A 15,842-nucleotide genomic window follows, 5' to 3' on the forward strand; every position below is an offset into this window, starting at 1 on the left:
TGCGAGAGGTGGAGTGATGGCTACCAGACCGACCTTCGATTTGATCGACGGGCGCTTCTACAGCGGAGACCTCGGAAATGTGCGCGACGCGTACGCGTGGATGCGCGATCACGAGCCCGTGTACCGAGACGACGCCAACGGAATCACCGGGGCCGCAAGCTACGATGCCGTCGTTGCCGCCGAGCGGGATCCCGAACTGTTCTCCAACGCCGGTGGCATCCGCCCCGAAACCGGTCCGTTGCCGCAGATGATCGACATGGACGACCCGCAGCACCTCACGCGTCGACGCTTGGTCAACGCGGGTTTCACACGTAAGAAGGTCGAAGCCAAGGCCGGCCGTATCCGGGAGATCTGCGATCAACTGATCGACGCCGTCTGTGAAAAGGGAGAAGCCGACTTCGTCGCAGACCTGGCAGCACCGCTGCCGATGGCCGTCATCGGTGACATGTTGGGTGTTCGTCCGGACGAACGCGCGATGTTTCTGCGGTGGTCGGACGATCTGGTGAAGGCATTGGGAAGCAACGCTTCCCAGGAGCAACTGCAGGCCATGATGGCTGCGTATGTCGATTTCACCGCGTACATGATGCGAACCATCGCCGAGCGGAGGAGCGAGCCGGCCGACGATTTGGTGAGCACGTTGATTCACAGTGAGGTCGACGGCGAGGCGCTTTCCGATCAGGAAATCGTCAACGAATCCCTGCTGATCCTGATCGGCGGTGACGAGACCACACGGCACGTGCTCAGCGGCGGCATGGAACAGTTGCTGCGCCATCCGGACCAGCATCGAGCACTGGTCGACGATCCCGATGCCATTCCGTTGGCGATGGAGGAGATGTTGCGGTGGTTCTCGCCCATCAAGAACATGGCTCGAACCCTGACCCGTGACACCGATTTCTTCGGTGCGCAGCTGAAGGCCGGAGAGAAGATGCTGCTGCTCTTCGAATCGGCAAATTTCGACGAGTCTGTGTTCCTGAATGCCGAACAGTTCGATATCGGCCGCACGCCGAACCCACACGTGGCCTTCGGCTTCGGAACTCACTTCTGTCTGGGCAATCAGCTGGCCAGGTTGGAGGGACGGATCATGTTCGAGCAACTGTCCGCCAGGCTGGCGGACATGGCACTTGCCACCGACGCACCGTTGCAGCGGCGCGCCGCAAACTTCGTGTCCGGACTCGAATCGATGCCGGTGCGGTTTACGGCTTCGGCGCCGTCAGCCGGGTAGTTGGCAGTTGGGAGGCGCAGCGTCTTCGGAGAGGGGGCTACCCGCCGGATTGACATAGATGACTTCGAGTACCAATGGTGTTGTCTGAGAGTTGTTTCCGATGTGGACATGGTCCGAACCGCTGGGTTCGATCAATGTATTACCGGCGCTGTAGATCCCGTCGACGGAGCAATCGGATCGGTAGTGGCTCAACGTGCCCTGCGCGATCAGCGCGTAGAGCGTCCCGTCGTGGAAGTGCCAACCGGTGGAACCGCCGGGGTCGATGGTGATCTGGCGCAGGATGTAATCCTTGCCGTCGAAAGTCACCTGCCCGAGGATTTCACCGTGCACCCCCGTGCTCGGTGTTGCCGACGCATTGATCGGCGTCAGAGACAGCCCGATCGCTGCGGACACTGCAAGCAGAACCTGATGGCGTTTACGCATGAGCGGCCCTCCCAGACGGATGTGCTCCTGAGTGTCCTCCGACAGTGTCCGATTTATCCCGGTTTTCGTGAATCTTGCAGGGAGAAGGCAGAGGTATGGCCCTAAGGGGCGGTTACGCTCGTGCCATACCGCCAGCCCGACCCGACGCCGTCATCCGATTCGACATCGAGGCGGTCGGAAACAGCACGATGCTGCGTTGGACGCTCTTCCTCGCAGATCCGATACCGCCCGAGGCAGAGGTTGTCAGCATGCGAAAGCGGCTCAATACCTTGATAAATGCGAATCTCAGGTTCACTTTCGGCCAGTGAGTTGATCACTGCCGCATTACTTGGTGTCGACTCGGCCGATCGGGTCGGCGTTGTCGCTGAATGCGGCCCGGGCCGCTGGCCAGCTGGTCTCATCGACGCGCAACGCGGTCCGAAGGTAGGCAGTACTCATCCGTTGGATGGCGGCGACCCGCTCTGGGTTTTCGTCAGTGGTCTCGGCGACTTCGTATCCGACGATTCCGCCGAGTGCGTGCTCGGCACCGTAGAAGGTCAGGAGGTCGGTGGCTCCGGGGCTGTGCGTGTAGGCGTCGGTGAACCAGTCAGGTCCGCGGCTGGACATCTTGGACTGGTCGTGGTCGCCCGCGACGACGAGTGTCGGCGTCGTCAGTTCCTGGAACGAGGGGCGCATGAACGGGAAGTTCGCCTGCGCGAACGGATGCAGGTTCGCGCCGCCGAGACCGGTTGCTGCGAACAGGATTCCCGCGGTGACGCGACTGTCGGACATGTCCTGGCCGACCTGGCCGGCCTCGTCGAAGATCCGTGCTCCGAGGAGCGACTGAGCGGTTTGCCCACCCCAGGAGTGACCCGTGGCGGCAATTCGACTGCGGTCGATGCGGCCGGCAAGTCCGGGCACGGCAAATTCGATGGTGTCGAGCTGATCAAGGATGCGTGTGAGATCCGCGATCCTCTCGGTCCAGATCGTCGGGAACACTGGATGGTCGAACCCGAAACCGTTCCGGCGCGAGTCCAGATGTGTCGGCTGGATCACCACGAATCCGTGGGATGCCCAGAATGCCGTGAGTGGCGAGTATCCATCGAGGTTCCAGCCGTTGCCGTGGGAGAACACCACAACGGGGAGGTTCGTGCCTGCTGCCGGAGCAGACACACGTACTTCCAGCGGGACAGGTCGATCGGGGGCGAACAACTCGACGGGGGCAACGGAGACGACCGGGGTGCCGGCGCCGATGATGCCGTTCAGCGTGTCGATCATTGATGAGGTCATGGCAAGTTCCTTGCTGAGGCTGCACCCTGCGATACTGGTTATCGGAGCGTCGCTCCGCAACATTACGGAGCGTTGTTCCGTAATGCAAACATATGTCGTGAGTCAGCGAGGAGTGCACATGGCTGATGCCCAGGACGAGCATTCGCGCGTCGCGTCTCCCAAGCAAGTCGGTCGCCCACGTCGAAGCGAGCAGGCGCTGCTCGACGCGGCGGCAGCAGTGTTCGTAGAGTCCGGGGTCGACGCTCCGGTGCGGGAGATTGCGGCGAAGGCCGGCGTCGGCATGGGGACGATCTACCGCCACTTCCCGACGCGCCCCGAGTTGGTGGTCGCCGTATACCGACACCAAGTCGAGGCGTGTGCGGACGCAGGCCCACAGATGCTCGCGGAGAGTGCAACGCCCGAGGCGGCTTTGCGGGCATGGGTGGCTTTGTTCGTGGAGTTCCTGGTCACCAAGCATGGGCTCGCCGGCGCACTGCAAGGAGACAGCGCCGGGTCCGACGCTCTGCACACCTACTTCGTCGACCGCCTCGTCCCGGTATGTGACGCCCTCCTCGAGGCGGCGCTCGAGTCCGTTGGCACTGCTTCGCGGGTCGATGCGTACAACGTGCTCAAAGGCATCGGGAACCTTTGTATTGGTGCTGGGTCCGATGCCCGGTACAAGGCCGAGGTCCTTGTACAACTATTCATCTCGGGCGTACTCGCGCGAGAGGTTCGCTGACGCTCGGCTCAGTCAGATCAGCTCCGGATTCTCGGCGTACACCTCTTCGAGGATCGACATGTCGAACAGTTGGTCCGCTGTAATCTCCAGTCCCGCCTTCGACAGTGCCGCGATGTTCTGCTCGATCAGTTGTGGTGTCATCGTGAACAACCCGTTGGCTTTGGTATCTGCCGACACCACCAGATCGTTCTGGGCGGTGGCTTCCTTGATCTGCTCTTCGAGTTCTAGGTTCTGGTCCTTGCCGTAGACCTCGACGGCAAGCCGTGCCGACTCTGCCGGATCGGCGACCGCATCCTTCCATCCTTGGATCTCGGCCTTCAGGAATGCCTTGAGCTTGTCTCTCTCGTTGTCGATGGTGGACTGGAGAACCGTGAACGATTCGGCGACCAACGGCAGGTTGTAGTCCGCGAAGAGGAAGTGGGCGTTGGGAAAACCTTTGGCGGCCAGTGTGATCGGCTCGTTGGTCACGTAGGAGACCCAGCCGTCCACCTCGCCGTTCGCCAAGGGGCTCGGATCGAACTGCGCGGGCACGATCGTCATCTGGCTTTCGGTCAGGCCGTTTGCTGCCAGGAGAGCTCCGAAGACGAGCTGATTGGAATCCTGGACGCCGATCTTCTTGCCGATCATGTCCTGGGGTGAGTTGATCGGTGCCGCAGCGGAACTGACTATCGCAAACGGATTCTTCTGGAATGTCGCCCCGACGATCTTTGCCTCCAGCCCGTCGAGCACGGCGGGGGCTGTGAGCTGCGGTGCGGACATTCCGATCCACACCTTGCCGGTGTCCAAGCCGGCTTCGACGCCGGTGCCGGCTGCGCCACCTGCCACCAGGTCGACATTCCCGAAGCCTGCATCCTTGTAGTAGCCCTTGTCGAGAGCGAAGTACTCGCCCGCGAACTCGATGTTCTTGATCCAGGACAACTGCACTGCAACTGTTCCGAATTCGGAACCGTCGTCCGTGGTTCCGCCACTCGAACTGCTGGAGTCGCTGCTACACGCGAGCAATGACGCACTACCGGCGACTGCGATGCCGGTCAGCGCGGAGTAGCGGAAGAAGGCCCTGCGGTCCAGCTGGCGGACGGGCTTGAATGGCGTCATGAATCGGAACACTAGGGCCAGTCGGTTTCGTTCAGTTTGCTTGGGAGACAGAGTTTGTTGAGGTCGTGTTAACAGATGTCACGACTTGCCCGCCGAGGGGCCGAAACGAGACAGAGCGATGCTTTCGAAGATTCCGACCACGGCGTAGAGGATGATCGACACCACGGTGATCACCACGATCGATGCCCACAGTTCGTTGTACTGATAGCGCGGAATGGCTTTGATCATGCTCGAACCCAAACCTTGGCCGCTACCGAGCCATTCGCCGATCAGTGCTCCGATCAAGGCGCCGGGTACGGACACCCTAGCGGCGGCGAACACCGCCGGAAGTGCGGACGGTACGGACACCATTCGCAGTGCCGTCCAACGACTCCCGCCGTACGCGGCAATGAGGTCTTGTGCCTGAGCCGGAGCAGCGCGCAGACCGACCATGATCATGACGAGGGCTGGAAAGAACACCACAATCGCAACCATGACCGTCACACCCACGATTCCGCGCCCGAATATCAGGACGATGATCGGGGTCATCGCAACGAGAGGAACAGATCGTAGAAGCATTGCAACGGGCATGAAAGTCTGTTCGACAGTGCGCGAAACGACAAAAATGGATGCGACCACGAGCGCGGCAGTCATTCCGACGGCAAAGCCGACACCGGCGTCGCGGAGTGTGATGAACAGGTTGTCGACGATGCCCGAACGCGCATCGGCAGATTTCGGTCCGGAGAACAGATACTCCCAGACGTCGGCCGGCGTCTTTCCTACACGCGGCCCCACCTGGGGGAAGGCGTTGAGAAAGACCACCCAGATGACAAGCAACAGCGCCGAGGCAATGGCAATGGGAGCGAGGACTCTCAATGTTCCTCGTACCGCGGTCATTTCTGTGCTCCCGGAGCGCTGGTCCATGGCGTGACGAGTCGGGCGATCGCTGCGACGACGGCGTATCCCAGGCCGGCGAGCAAGGCGGCGGCGATAGCCATACCCCAGGTTCGCGGGACGTTGTACGACGTCTGAGCGGCCGTGAGTGCGACGCCGATCCCGCTGTCCACCCCGCCGAGATACTCACCGAGAATTGCACCCAGTACGGCCGAAGGTGCAGCAATCTTGAGGGCAGCAAAGGTGCTCGGAAGTGCGCTCACAAGTTGAACTTTGGTGAACTTCTGCCAACGCCCACCGCCGTAGGCGGCGACGAGATCGAGGCTCGTCTTGTCTGCCGATCTCAGGCCCGCAAGCGTGCCGACCATCGTGGTGAAGAAGCAGTACATCGCGGCGAGAAAGATCGTGGGGGTCCGGCCGCCGAAGACCACCAGGATGATCGGGCCGAGGGCCAACAACGGTGTGCAGTAGCTCAGGATTGCCAATTGCGTGGCCAACCCCTCGATGGGTGGAATGAGAACGACAAGCACGGCAAGCGTGATCGCCAGCAGGTTTCCCCAGAGAAAGCCCTGTAGCGCACCGGACGCCGTGACGGTGAAATTGGGTCCGTACAGCGACCAGCCGTCATCGAACATTGTCGAGACAACCACCCACGGCGTCGGAATCGTGCCTCCCGCAACACCGGCGGCGGCAAGAATCCACCAGAGAGCGATCAGTCCGCAGATGCCGACTGCACCGCCGAACCATGTCGGACGCTTCAATCGGATCCGGCGCGGTGCTGATGGCTGCGCCGATGCGGTCGCGACGTTCTCGATATCGGTGATGGTCATGCGACGCCTGCTTTTCCGAAGAGCAGTCCGGAGAGGTAGTCGTGGATCTCGTGGAACTCGGGTGTCCGCATCATCTCGGGCGTCCGCGGGCGCGGCAGGTCGATTGGCACGACTTCGAGGACGCGTCCGGGCCGCGGCGTCATGACAGCGACGACGTCCGAGAGGAACACAGCCTCGGCGATACCGTGCGTCACCATCAACGTGGTGGCCGGCTTCTCGGTCCAGATCCTGAGCAATTCGATGTTGAGCCGTTGCCTGGTCATGTCGTCGAGCGCGCCGAACGGCTCGTCGAGTAGTAGGACGCTCGGCTTGACGACGAGTGATCGTGCGATCGACACACGCTGACGCATACCGCCGGACAATTGAGCGGGCTTGGCCTTCTCGAATCCTTCCAGGCCGACGAGAGCGATCAGGTCGGCGATCTGGTCGGGGTCGGGATCGATGCCGGCAACCTGAAGCGGCAGTTTGATGTTGGAGGTCACCGTCCGCCACGGCAGCAAAGCCGAATCCTGGAACGCGATTCCGAGTTCGCGACGCTTGCGCAACTCGGCGGGGGACTGCCCGTTGACAAGGGCCGTTCCCGACGTCGGAGTATCGAGGCCCGCGAGAATGCGGAGAACGGTGGACTTCCCGCAACCGGACGGCCCGAGCAGAGACAGAAACGAGCCTTCGCTGGTTTGAAGGGACACGTCGGTCAGCGCGGTCACCGACCGACGACCCATCTCGAAGGTCTTGCCGAGGCCGGAGATGTCGAGACCGGTTCCAGCGGGGCGAGGTGTGGCGGTGGGACTGGTCATTCCCGCACAGTACGAACGTCCGGTTGCGGTCATGTTGCCTGCGCGTCACCGCTGCGTGAGGCTGGTTCGGCATGTCCTGTCACAGCGTCGTGGTGAGATGGACCTCTGGACGGAGTGAGGGGAGCGAAGATTGCTGAAGTTGTACCGGGCCGAGCGTTCGGACACGTTGGTCTCGGCGCTGGCCACGCTCCTCCGGACACCGTTGTCGGATCCATTCGCCCGCGAAACTGTCGCAGTGCCGGCCAAGGGCGTCGAGCGTTGGCTCAATCAGCGGCTGTCCTCCCAGCTAGGCACGTCCGGACCGTCAGCAGTGGACGGAATTTCTGCGAACATCGCGTTTCCTTCACCCGCGCGCCTGGTCGCAGAGTCCGTGGCCGCGGTCAGTGGAATCACGGCTGACGACGACCCGTGGTCGCCGACACGATTGGTGTGGACGGTTCTCGAAGTGATCGACGAGTCCCTCGGCGAGCCCTGGTGCGGCGTCCTGGCGAAGCATCTCGAAGGCCATCGTGAAGGTCGACGGTTCGCCTCCGCTACGCACGTCACCGAACTCTTCCGCAGCTATGCCGCGCAACGCCCGCAGATGCTGATCGACTGGGCAGCCGGGCAGTTGACGGACGGACACGGGTTACCGCTCTCGGAGGATTTCGAGTGGCAGGCACGTCTGTGGTGCATCGTCGCGGACAGGATCGACCTCCCAGGACCCGCAGAGCGATTGGGGCAGGTAAGCCGCGCTCTTGTCGAGGATCCGGCCTTGGTCGACCTGCCGGAACGCCTTTCGGTCTTCGGGCCGACACGTCTGCCGGTCGATCAGCGAATGATCTTGAGCGCCCTGAGCGCGCATCGGGACGTGCACGTCTGGCTCCCGCATCCGAGCCCCGCCTTGTGGAACAAGATGAGCTCGCGCATGCAGCCTCGAAGTGGGAGTGAGATCCGTCGTTCGGAAGACGGGTCGGCCCTGATATCCGCCAATCCGTTGCTGTCGAGCCTCGCTCGCGACGTTCGTGAACTACAGATCAGCCTCGGCGCCGCCGAGTTCGAGTCGGTGCATCTTCCCGAACCAGCCGGCCCGAAATCCCTCCTGGCGACGGTCAAAGCGGACGTCATCGCAGATCGTGCTCCCAGCGCTTCAGCGGAACCCGATGGGACAGTTCAGGTCCACGCTTGCCACGGGCCGGCACGGCAGGTCGAGGTGCTCCGCGAATGTCTGCTCCGATTGTTCGAGGACGACCCGACATTGCAGCCGCGCGACGTACTCGTGATGTGCCCGGACGTCGAAACTTACTCACCTTTGGTTCGTGCGGCATTCGGGCAGGGTGTCCATGGCCACCCCGGGCATCTTCTGCGAGTTCGTCTGGCAGACCGCGGATTACGTCAGACCAATCCGGTCCTGGCAGTTCTCGGGTCTCTGCTCGAATTGGCCGACGGCAGGGCCACAGCCAGTGAGGTTCTCGATCTTGCTGCGACTCAGCCTGTCCGCACGCGCTTTTCGTGGGGTGACGACGAGTTGGAAAGATTGCGGGAGTGGACGACGGAAGCGGGTGCTCGCTGGGGAATCGGTAGTCGGCAGCGTGCCACGTTCGGTCTCGACGCGTTTCCGCAGAACACCTTCAACACCGCCATGGACCGAATCTTGTTGGGGGTCAGCGCGGACGAGTCGGAAAACGCCTGGTTGGATCTCGCGCTGCCACTCGATGACGTGGACGGCACCGACATCGATCTGAGTGGACGTTTCGCAGAATTCGTCGATCGCCTGGCCGTCTCGCTTCGCGACCTTGCCGGCCCGCATTCGCCGGCCGAATGGCTTCGCGTGCTGATGCGGGCTGTGGATCTGCTGACCGACACAGTGCCCGCCGATTCCTGGCAGAGCGCGGGGGCTCACCGCGAACTGGTAGCTGCTGTCGAATTCGGCGGAGAGACGGTGTTACGTCTGGCCGATGTTCGAGCGATGCTCTCGCGCAGCCTCGCGGGCAGACCTACGCGTGCCAATTTCCGAACCGGCGAACTGACGGTGTGCACGATGGTTCCGATGCGTTCGGTGCCGCATCGCGTCGTCGTGCTGATCGGGCTCGACGACGAGGTCTTCCCCCGAACCGGTGGAGTCGACGGTGACGACATCTTGTCCCGTGATCCCGTTGTGGGGGAGCGTGATCTGCGCAGTGAAGACAGGCAACTGCTTCTCGATGCCGTGATGTCTGCGGGTGAGCACCTGTTGCTGTTGTATACCGGTGCCGATCCGGTCACCGGTGTCGTCAGACCGCCGGCGATCCCCCTCAGCGGTCTCCTCGACGTTCTCAGCGCGACGGTGGGCCCCGACGCGATGAACGGAGTGCTGACACGGCATCCGTTGCAGTCGTTCGACAATCGAAACTTCTCACCGGACAAGCCGTTCAGCTTTGACACGGCAGCCCTGGCCGGTGCGAGGGCTGCCGCCGGAACACCCGTCGAATTGCCGACAGTCTTGTCGGCCGATCTACCCGAGGTGCATCCGAAGGAAGTGAACCTCGCCGACCTGGTGAACTTCCTCGTACACCCCGCCCGTGGTTTTCTGCGCCAACGCCTCGGCGTCCGGGTACCGGAACTCGACGACGACATCGCGGATTCGCTGGCAACCGAGCTCGATCCGCTGTCCACCTGGGCTCTGGGTGATCGAATGCTTCTCTCGCGCTTGTCTGGTCGCAGCTCCGCAGATTTCCGTGCAGCTGAGTGGCGCCGCGGTACTTTGCCTCCGTACAACCTGGGCGCCACGGTTCTGGGCAACGTCGAGTGGGTAGTAGACCAACTTGCCGGTCTTGCATTGCCGCACCTCGGCGGCGACGCCGAGGCCGTCGACGTCGACATTGATCTCGGGGACGGGCGCCGACTCACCGGAACCGTGACCGGGGTGCACGGCAATTCCGTGGTTCGGGCGTCGTATTCCTCACTGGCGCCCAAACATCGGATGACGGCCTGGATCAACCTGCTCGCCCTGAAGGCTCACGGACGATCCGGTGCGCTTGATGCAGTGTCCATCGGAAGGGGTCGGGGAAAGATAGCAGCGGCGCGATCAATGCTCGATGCGCCAGGTAACGCCGTCGAACTCCTGAAGCAGCTGGTGGACCTTCGCGAGCGGGGACTTCAGCGACCGTTGCCGATGTGGGCCGCCACGTCAGCCGAATACGCGCGCCGACGCTTCGGCGGCGAGTCGGTCGACGATGCGACAAACGGAGCGGACACCCAGTGGACCGGACAGTACGGCGAGATGATCGATCCGAGCAACGCTTACGTTTTCGGTGAAGCACGAACACTTGCGGAGCTGGCGGCGGACCCGCCATCGGACGACGAGTTCGTCTGGGCCGAGGAACCGACTCGGTTCGGAGTTCTCGCCCGACGACTGTGGGATCCGTTGCTGACCAACGAAAGAGCGGAGTAACCCGTGGACTTCGATCTTTTGGGGCCACTGCCTACCGGTACCACGGTGTTGGAAGCGAGCGCCGGAACTGGCAAGACCTACGCGATCGTCGGACTCGCGACCCGTTGTGTTGCCGAAGGTCTCGCTGACATATCGCAAGTTCTGCTGGTGACATTCAGCAGGGCCGCCACTCAGGAACTTCGTGAGCGTGCCAGGGAGAGGTTTGCCGGAGTGTCCGCCGCTCTAGTCGACCCAGAGGCGGCACGGCGGTCGGAAGATGATCTGGTGGCCTACCTCGCCACAGCTGACGACGAGGAGATCGGCGTTCGGCGTCGTCGACTCCTGCGTGCCCTCGCGGAGTTCGACGCCGGCACCATCACGACCACCCACAGTTTCTGCCAACGGATGCTCGACGGACTCGGCATCGCCGGAGAACGTGAGCCGGACACAATTTTTGTGGAATCGGTCGACGACCTGATCAGTGAGGTCGTCTCGGATTTGTACCTCAGCCGCTACAGTCGGACGGACTCGTCTCCACCGTTCTCCACGAAGGATGCGCTGGCCATTGCGCGAAGCGCAGTCGGCGATGGTCAGGCAATTCTCGAACCCGATGGCGAGGAGGAGACCGCACCCGGACAGCGCGTCCTGTTCGCGGCTGCTGCTCGTGTCGAGGTCGAACGACGTAAGCGGACCAAAGGAATTCGCGACTTCAACGATCTGCTGACGCTGTTGCACGGCGTATTGACGGATCCGGAATACGGCCCCGTCGCGTGCCGTCGGGTGCGCGAGAAGTTCAAGGTCGTGTTGATCGACGAGTTCCAGGACACCGATCCGTTGCAGTGGGACATTCTGCGGTTGGCCTTCCACGGACACACCACCCTGGTCCTGGTCGGTGATCCCAAACAAGCCATCTATGCGTTCCGCGGGGCAGAAGTCCTGAGTTATCTCGATGCGGTCGATCAGGCGGATGCGCACCAGGAGTTGACCACCAATTGGCGTAGCGACCCAGGGTTGTTGGCGGCACTCGAACACCTCTACGGCGGCGCCGCACTCGGCAACGAGGGCATCGTCGCGCATCCGGTGGAGGCTTCGCACAAGAAGTCTCGGTTGTCCGGGCCGGTGCCGATGCGTGTGCGCCATCTACCGCGAACCGGAGCCGGCCCGCTCAATCGTTCGGGATTTCCGGCAGTCGGCAGACTTCGCAGTCGTGTCGCAGACGACGTCGCAGCAGACGTGGTCGGTCTGCTGGGCAGCGATGCCCGATTGGCCGTCGACGGTGATCCACGCCCGGTCGAACCGGGAGACGTCGCGGTGTTGGTACGCACCCACAAGCACGTGGCGATGATTCGCGATGCTCTCGATGCCGTAGGTGTACCTTCCGTGCTGACCGGTGGGTCCAGTGTTTTCGCGACACCCAGTGCGACGCAGTGGCTGTGGCTGCTGCAGGCGATCGAGCAGCCCCATCGCTCCGATCGTGTCCGGTTGACGGCCCTCTCCCCGATTTTCGGGCGCACCTCCGAAGAACTGGACGCGGACGGCGACAACGTCGTCGCGGAACTCGCGGGTCAACTGCGCTCCTACTCCGGGTTGTTTGCGCGCGTCGGGTTCGCGGCTGTGGTCGAAAGGATCTCTGCCGAAACAAATCTGGAGAAGCGTGTACTCGCGGCCCCTTCCGGCGAACGAGATTTCACCGATCTGCGGCACGTCGCACAACTTCTCGGTCGCGTCGCCACCGAGGAAGCGTTCGGGTTGAGCGCACTGGTTCGCTGGCTTTCCGACCGGATCAAAGACCCGACGTCCGGGAGTGCCACCGACCGAAGCCGTCGCCTCGACAGTGACGCTGCCGCAGTGCAAATCGCGACAGTGCACGCCACCAAAGGGCTCGAGTTCCCGATCGTCTACGTCCCGTTCAGTTGGGAGAGCGTGGGCGGCTTCAACTCGCCGACGCAACTGTTGCACGACCCGGAGGGACGCCGCATCCTCGACGTCGGTGGGCAGGAAGGACCGGGGTACAACGCCAGAAAGACTGTTGCGGAGGCCGAAGAAGCGGGCGAAGAACTGCGGCTGCTGTACGTGGCGCTGACCCGGGCGCAGTGCCAACTAGTGCTCTGGTGGGCGCCAAGCTACGGGACCTCGCGCTCGCCACTGCACCGGTTGATGCTCGGACGTACACCCGGCATCGCCGAACCTGCTCGGGTAGTGAAGGTGCTCGACGACGGTACAACCGCAGCACGTCTCGCAACCTGGCCGGCAGCAGCGTCCGACGTGATCTCGGTGGAACCTGTTGGTCCACATCCGCCCTCGCCCGTCCAGTGGTCCAGAGCAGCCGCGGATGTGTCCGAACTGGCCGCGGCGAGTTTCGGTCGAGACCTGGACACTCTGTGGCGTCGTACGTCGTACTCGGCACTCACCGCCGGAGCTCACCACGCGGCCACGACCACCGACAGTGAAGTCGAGGATCCCGAAAAGGACGACGAGCCAGACGATTCCGTGGACATCGGGACTGTCGCCCCTTCCCCGCTGGAGGCGTTGCCTTCACCGATGAACGGACTTCCTGCGGGCGCCGCATTCGGCACGCTGGTCCATGAAGTGCTCGAGGTGGTGGATACTGCTGCGGCAGATCTGAGAGCGGAACTCGGGATGCGCTGCGCCGAGGCGGTCTCGATTCGGGCGGCCGACGTGGACTCGGAAGCACTCGCGGATGCGCTGTATCTGGTGATGCAGACTCCCTTGGGATTCGGAACCTTGGCCACGATCGCGCCGAAAGATCGTCTTCCCGAACTCGATTTCGAACTCCCACTGGCCGGCGGCGATGATCCGGTGTCGATGAATGTCACACTTCGCGGAGTGTCGGAACTGTTGAGGCGCCACCTTCCTACGGACGACATCCTGGCGTCGTATGCCGACTATCTGGACCGTGTCGAGACGTCCCCGATGCGCGGATTCCTGACGGGCAGTATCGACGCCGTATTGCGGATCCCGGGCCCGTCGTTCGTGATCGTCGATTACAAGACCAACCGGCTCGGCCGCGGTGATCTGACGGCTGCCAACTACACGCGCGAACTCATGGCGACAGAGATGATGCGCTCTCACTATCCGCTGCAAGCACTGCTGTATTCGGTTGCACTGCATCGGTATCTGCGCTGGCGACTGCCCGACTACGATCCGCACCGTCATCTCGGCGGCGCTCAGTATCAATTCGTGCGTGGGATGCTCGGCCCGGACAGTCCGCCGGAATGCGGTGTCTTCGAATGGAAGCCGCCTGCTCAGTTGACAGTCGAACTGTCGGATCTGTTGGCCGGTCTTGATGCGTCCCACACAGCAGGGGAGAGGGCTCGATGACCGAGGCGCAACTGGCGCAGCGCGCCAAAGGGATCGTGCGGATCTTCAACGAAGCTGGGGTGCTGGTTGCCGCCGATGTCCATGTCGCGACGCGAGTGTGCAGCCTGGGCGGTGAAACGTCGGACGAGGTGATGCTGGCCGCAGCGTTGGCGGTCCGGGCCGTGCGATCAGGTTCGGTGTGCCTCGATCTGCGACGGATGCGTGATGTGAGCGTCGACAACGCGACGGAAGAAAAACTTACCTCGTTGCCGTGGCCCGAACCGTCGGAGATCGTTGCTGCCCTTCGCCTGAGCCCTCTGGTGATCGGCGGCAACGCCGGCCCGCTCAGGCCGCTCCGGTTGGTCGACACGGATGACGGCGAGCTTCTCTACCTCGATCGATACTTTCTGCAGGAGCAGACGATTCGGCGAGTCCTTGGTGAGCGTGCGTCCACCTGGCCACCCGCCGACGTGAAAGCCGTCCGAGCGCGACTGGATTCGTTGTTCGCCGACGAGAACGGTCCGACCACCGCCCCTGATCGTCAACGGATAGCCGCTGCTCTCGCCGCGACACAGTGGACCACGGTCATCGCCGGTGGGCCCGGAACCGGCAAAACCCATACGGTCGCACGTATTCTCGCGCTTCTGTCGGCAGAGCTGGGATCGAACGCCCGCATCGGACTGGCCGCACCGACGGGTAAGGCCGCAGCACGGCTGCAGGAGTCCGTTCGTGAGCAGACGGCGAGCCTTGGCCTTCCCAAAGAACTCGCGGCCATGACGTTGCATCGGTTGCTCGGTTGGCAGCGGGGGAGTTCGAGTCGCTTCAAATACAATGCCACCAACAGGCTTCCCTACGACGTGGTCGTCGTCGACGAGACGTCGATGGTCTCGCTCACGTTGATGGCGCGCCTGCTCGAGGCCGTTCGCCCCGATACCCGACTACTGCTCGTCGGCGATCCCGATCAGTTGACCTCTGTCGACGCGGGCGCCGTTCTTGCTGATCTTGTCGCCCGCCCGGTAGAAGTCGGTGGAAATCCGGCGCTGACGCAGTTGGTGGGTGACGATCTCACGGCCACTGGTTCCGAAGAGGTGCTGAGTACGGATGAGCAGGATCGTCTGCGGGGTGGGATCATTCAACTCTCCCGTGGACGCCGCTTCGACGGAACTATCGCCCTGTTGGCCCGGGCAGTTCGAGCGGGAGATTCCGCTGAGGTTCTGCGGATCCTGCGTAGTGGCGATCCCGCCGTCTCCTTCCATTCGCCCGAGGACGTTGACGCACTGCGCGCCGACATCGTCGCGAGTTCAGAGGTGGTGACGGCGTCGGCCGAGGTGGGTGATGCGATCGGCGCACTGAAAGGCCTGGAATCGCACCGCCTTCTGTGCGCCCATCGTGACGGGCCGTACGGTGTCGGGCGGTGGGCGCAACAGGCAATGGAGTGGGTCGGCACGGCATCAGGACAATTCCTGGACCCGACGCGGTGGTATCCGGGCCAACCCCTGCTCGTGACGGCCAACGACTACGAGGCCAAGATCTACAACGGGGACGCCGGGGTGATCGTGCAGCGTGAGGATGGCGTTCCCATTGCCGCGTTCCAGCGGGGTAGCGATGCGTTTCTGCTTCACCCGAGCCAACTCTCGTCGGTGCAGACCGTCTACGCGATGACGATTCACCGGAGCCAGGGCAGCCAGTACGACACGGTATCGGTGATGTTGCCGGCCGAAGCGTCGTCACTGCTGACCCGGGAGTTGCTGTACACGGCGATCACTCGCGCCAGAAACCATGTGAGAGTGATCGGCACCGAGGATTCCGTGAGGGCGGGAGTTCAGCGACAGGTGCTCAGGGCAAGTGGGCTGCGTCGTGAGATCCGTCCGTACGACGGGCCGTGAAAGTCGGATCTTGTTGA

At 62.9% G+C, this 15,842-nt stretch carries 11 protein-coding genes; 5 read left to right on the forward strand and 6 right to left on the reverse strand.

Features of this window, described 5'->3' with window-relative positions; all coding sequences use genetic code 11:
• Window positions 1-16 precede the first annotated feature (16 nt).
• Window positions 17-1,222: a cytochrome P450 gene (locus ACFWEM_RS16420; protein WP_378535081.1), complete on the forward strand. Its 1,206-nt coding sequence runs from the start codon at window positions 17-19 to the stop codon at window positions 1,220-1,222.
• Here ACFWEM_RS16420 and ACFWEM_RS16425 read toward each other — a convergent pair.
• Both ACFWEM_RS16425 and ACFWEM_RS16430 read right to left on the reverse strand, forming a co-directional pair.
• On the reverse strand, window positions 1,211-1,645 hold the full coding sequence (locus tag ACFWEM_RS16425) for a cupin (protein WP_230814803.1): 435 nt from the start codon (window positions 1,643-1,645) through the stop codon (window positions 1,211-1,213). The genes ACFWEM_RS16420 and ACFWEM_RS16425 overlap by 12 nt on opposite strands.
• Window positions 1,646-1,969: 324 nt before the next feature.
• Complete coding sequence (locus ACFWEM_RS16430) at window positions 1,970-2,914, reverse strand: alpha/beta hydrolase family protein (protein WP_378535084.1); 945 nt, start codon at window positions 2,912-2,914, stop codon at window positions 1,970-1,972.
• A 118-nt stretch (window positions 2,915-3,032) separates the two neighbouring features.
• Between ACFWEM_RS16430 and ACFWEM_RS16435 the strand changes: the two genes are divergently transcribed.
• Window positions 3,033-3,632: a TetR/AcrR family transcriptional regulator gene (locus ACFWEM_RS16435; RefSeq protein WP_378535086.1), complete on the forward strand. Its 600-nt coding sequence runs from the start codon at window positions 3,033-3,035 to the stop codon at window positions 3,630-3,632.
• Between the two features lie 12 nt (window positions 3,633-3,644).
• Here ACFWEM_RS16435 and ACFWEM_RS16440 read toward each other — a convergent pair whose 3' ends face one another.
• The 4 genes from ACFWEM_RS16440 to ACFWEM_RS16455 all read right to left on the reverse strand — a co-directional run bounded on the left by ACFWEM_RS16440 (window position 3,645) and on the right by ACFWEM_RS16455 (window position 7,260).
• The gene (locus ACFWEM_RS16440; protein WP_020968444.1) at window positions 3,645-4,727 is read right to left on the reverse strand and encodes an ABC transporter substrate-binding protein; all 1,083 of its coding nucleotides are present in this window, start codon (window positions 4,725-4,727) and stop codon (window positions 3,645-3,647) included.
• A gap of 78 nt (window positions 4,728-4,805) precedes the next feature.
• On the reverse strand, window positions 4,806-5,603 hold the full coding sequence (locus ACFWEM_RS16445; protein ID WP_378535088.1) for an ABC transporter permease: 798 nt from the start codon (window positions 5,601-5,603) through the stop codon (window positions 4,806-4,808).
• Entirely contained in the window at window positions 5,600-6,430 is an 831-nt protein-coding gene (locus ACFWEM_RS16450) for an ABC transporter permease (protein WP_378535090.1), read from the reverse strand. Before ACFWEM_RS16450 ends, ACFWEM_RS16445 begins: the two co-directional genes overlap by 4 nt.
• Window positions 6,427-7,260 (reverse strand): ABC transporter ATP-binding protein, encoded by an 834-nt coding sequence (locus tag ACFWEM_RS16455; RefSeq protein ID WP_378448888.1) that lies wholly within the window; start codon window positions 7,258-7,260, stop codon window positions 6,427-6,429. Before ACFWEM_RS16455 ends, ACFWEM_RS16450 begins: the two co-directional genes overlap by 4 nt.
• 97 nt (window positions 7,261-7,357) lie before the next feature.
• On the opposite strand from ACFWEM_RS16455, the gene recC reads away from it, so the two are divergent.
• Genes recC through recD form a run of 3 tightly spaced genes read left to right on the forward strand, consistent with a single transcriptional unit; the run spans window position 7,358 to window position 15,825 of the window.
• On the forward strand, window positions 7,358-10,639 hold the full coding sequence (gene recC, locus ACFWEM_RS16460; RefSeq protein WP_378535092.1) for an exodeoxyribonuclease V subunit gamma: 3,282 nt from the start codon (window positions 7,358-7,360) through the stop codon (window positions 10,637-10,639).
• Between the two features lie 3 nt (window positions 10,640-10,642).
• Complete coding sequence (locus ACFWEM_RS16465; RefSeq protein WP_378535094.1) at window positions 10,643-13,960, forward strand: UvrD-helicase domain-containing protein; 3,318 nt, start codon at window positions 10,643-10,645, stop codon at window positions 13,958-13,960.
• Window positions 13,957-15,825, forward strand: coding sequence for an exodeoxyribonuclease V subunit alpha (gene recD / locus ACFWEM_RS16470; RefSeq protein ID WP_378535096.1), 1,869 nt, complete (start codon window positions 13,957-13,959; stop codon window positions 15,823-15,825). The genes ACFWEM_RS16465 and recD overlap by 4 nt, the downstream gene beginning before the upstream one ends.
• Window positions 15,826-15,842 lie beyond the last annotated feature (17 nt).

It is taken from the genome of Rhodococcus sp. NPDC060176 (genome assembly GCF_042728675.1).
Classification (GTDB): domain Bacteria; phylum Actinomycetota; class Actinomycetes; order Mycobacteriales; family Mycobacteriaceae; genus Rhodococcus_F.

Excerpts from the sequence above, each read along its gene's own strand:
- ACFWEM_RS16420 (WP_378535081.1), top strand. The coding sequence starts at position 17 with ATGGCTACCAGACCGACCTTCGATTTGATCGACGGGCGCTTCTACAGC.
- ACFWEM_RS16425 (WP_230814803.1), bottom strand. The coding sequence starts at position 1,645 with ATGCGTAAACGCCATCAGGTTCTGCTTGCAGTGTCCGCAGCGATCGGG.
- ACFWEM_RS16430 (WP_378535084.1), bottom strand. The coding sequence starts at position 2,914 with ATGACCTCATCAATGATCGACACGCTGAACGGCATCATCGGCGCCGGC.
- ACFWEM_RS16435 (WP_378535086.1), top strand. The coding sequence starts at position 3,033 with ATGGCTGATGCCCAGGACGAGCATTCGCGCGTCGCGTCTCCCAAGCAA.
- ACFWEM_RS16440 (WP_020968444.1), bottom strand. The coding sequence starts at position 4,727 with ATGACGCCATTCAAGCCCGTCCGCCAGCTGGACCGCAGGGCCTTCTTC.
- ACFWEM_RS16445 (WP_378535088.1), bottom strand. The coding sequence starts at position 5,603 with ATGACCGCGGTACGAGGAACATTGAGAGTCCTCGCTCCCATTGCCATT.
- ACFWEM_RS16450 (WP_378535090.1), bottom strand. The coding sequence starts at position 6,430 with ATGACCATCACCGATATCGAGAACGTCGCGACCGCATCGGCGCAGCCA.
- ACFWEM_RS16455 (WP_378448888.1), bottom strand. The coding sequence starts at position 7,260 with ATGACCGCAACCGGACGTTCGTACTGTGCGGGAATGACCAGTCCCACC.
- recD (WP_378535096.1), top strand. The coding sequence starts at position 13,957 with ATGACCGAGGCGCAACTGGCGCAGCGCGCCAAAGGGATCGTGCGGATC.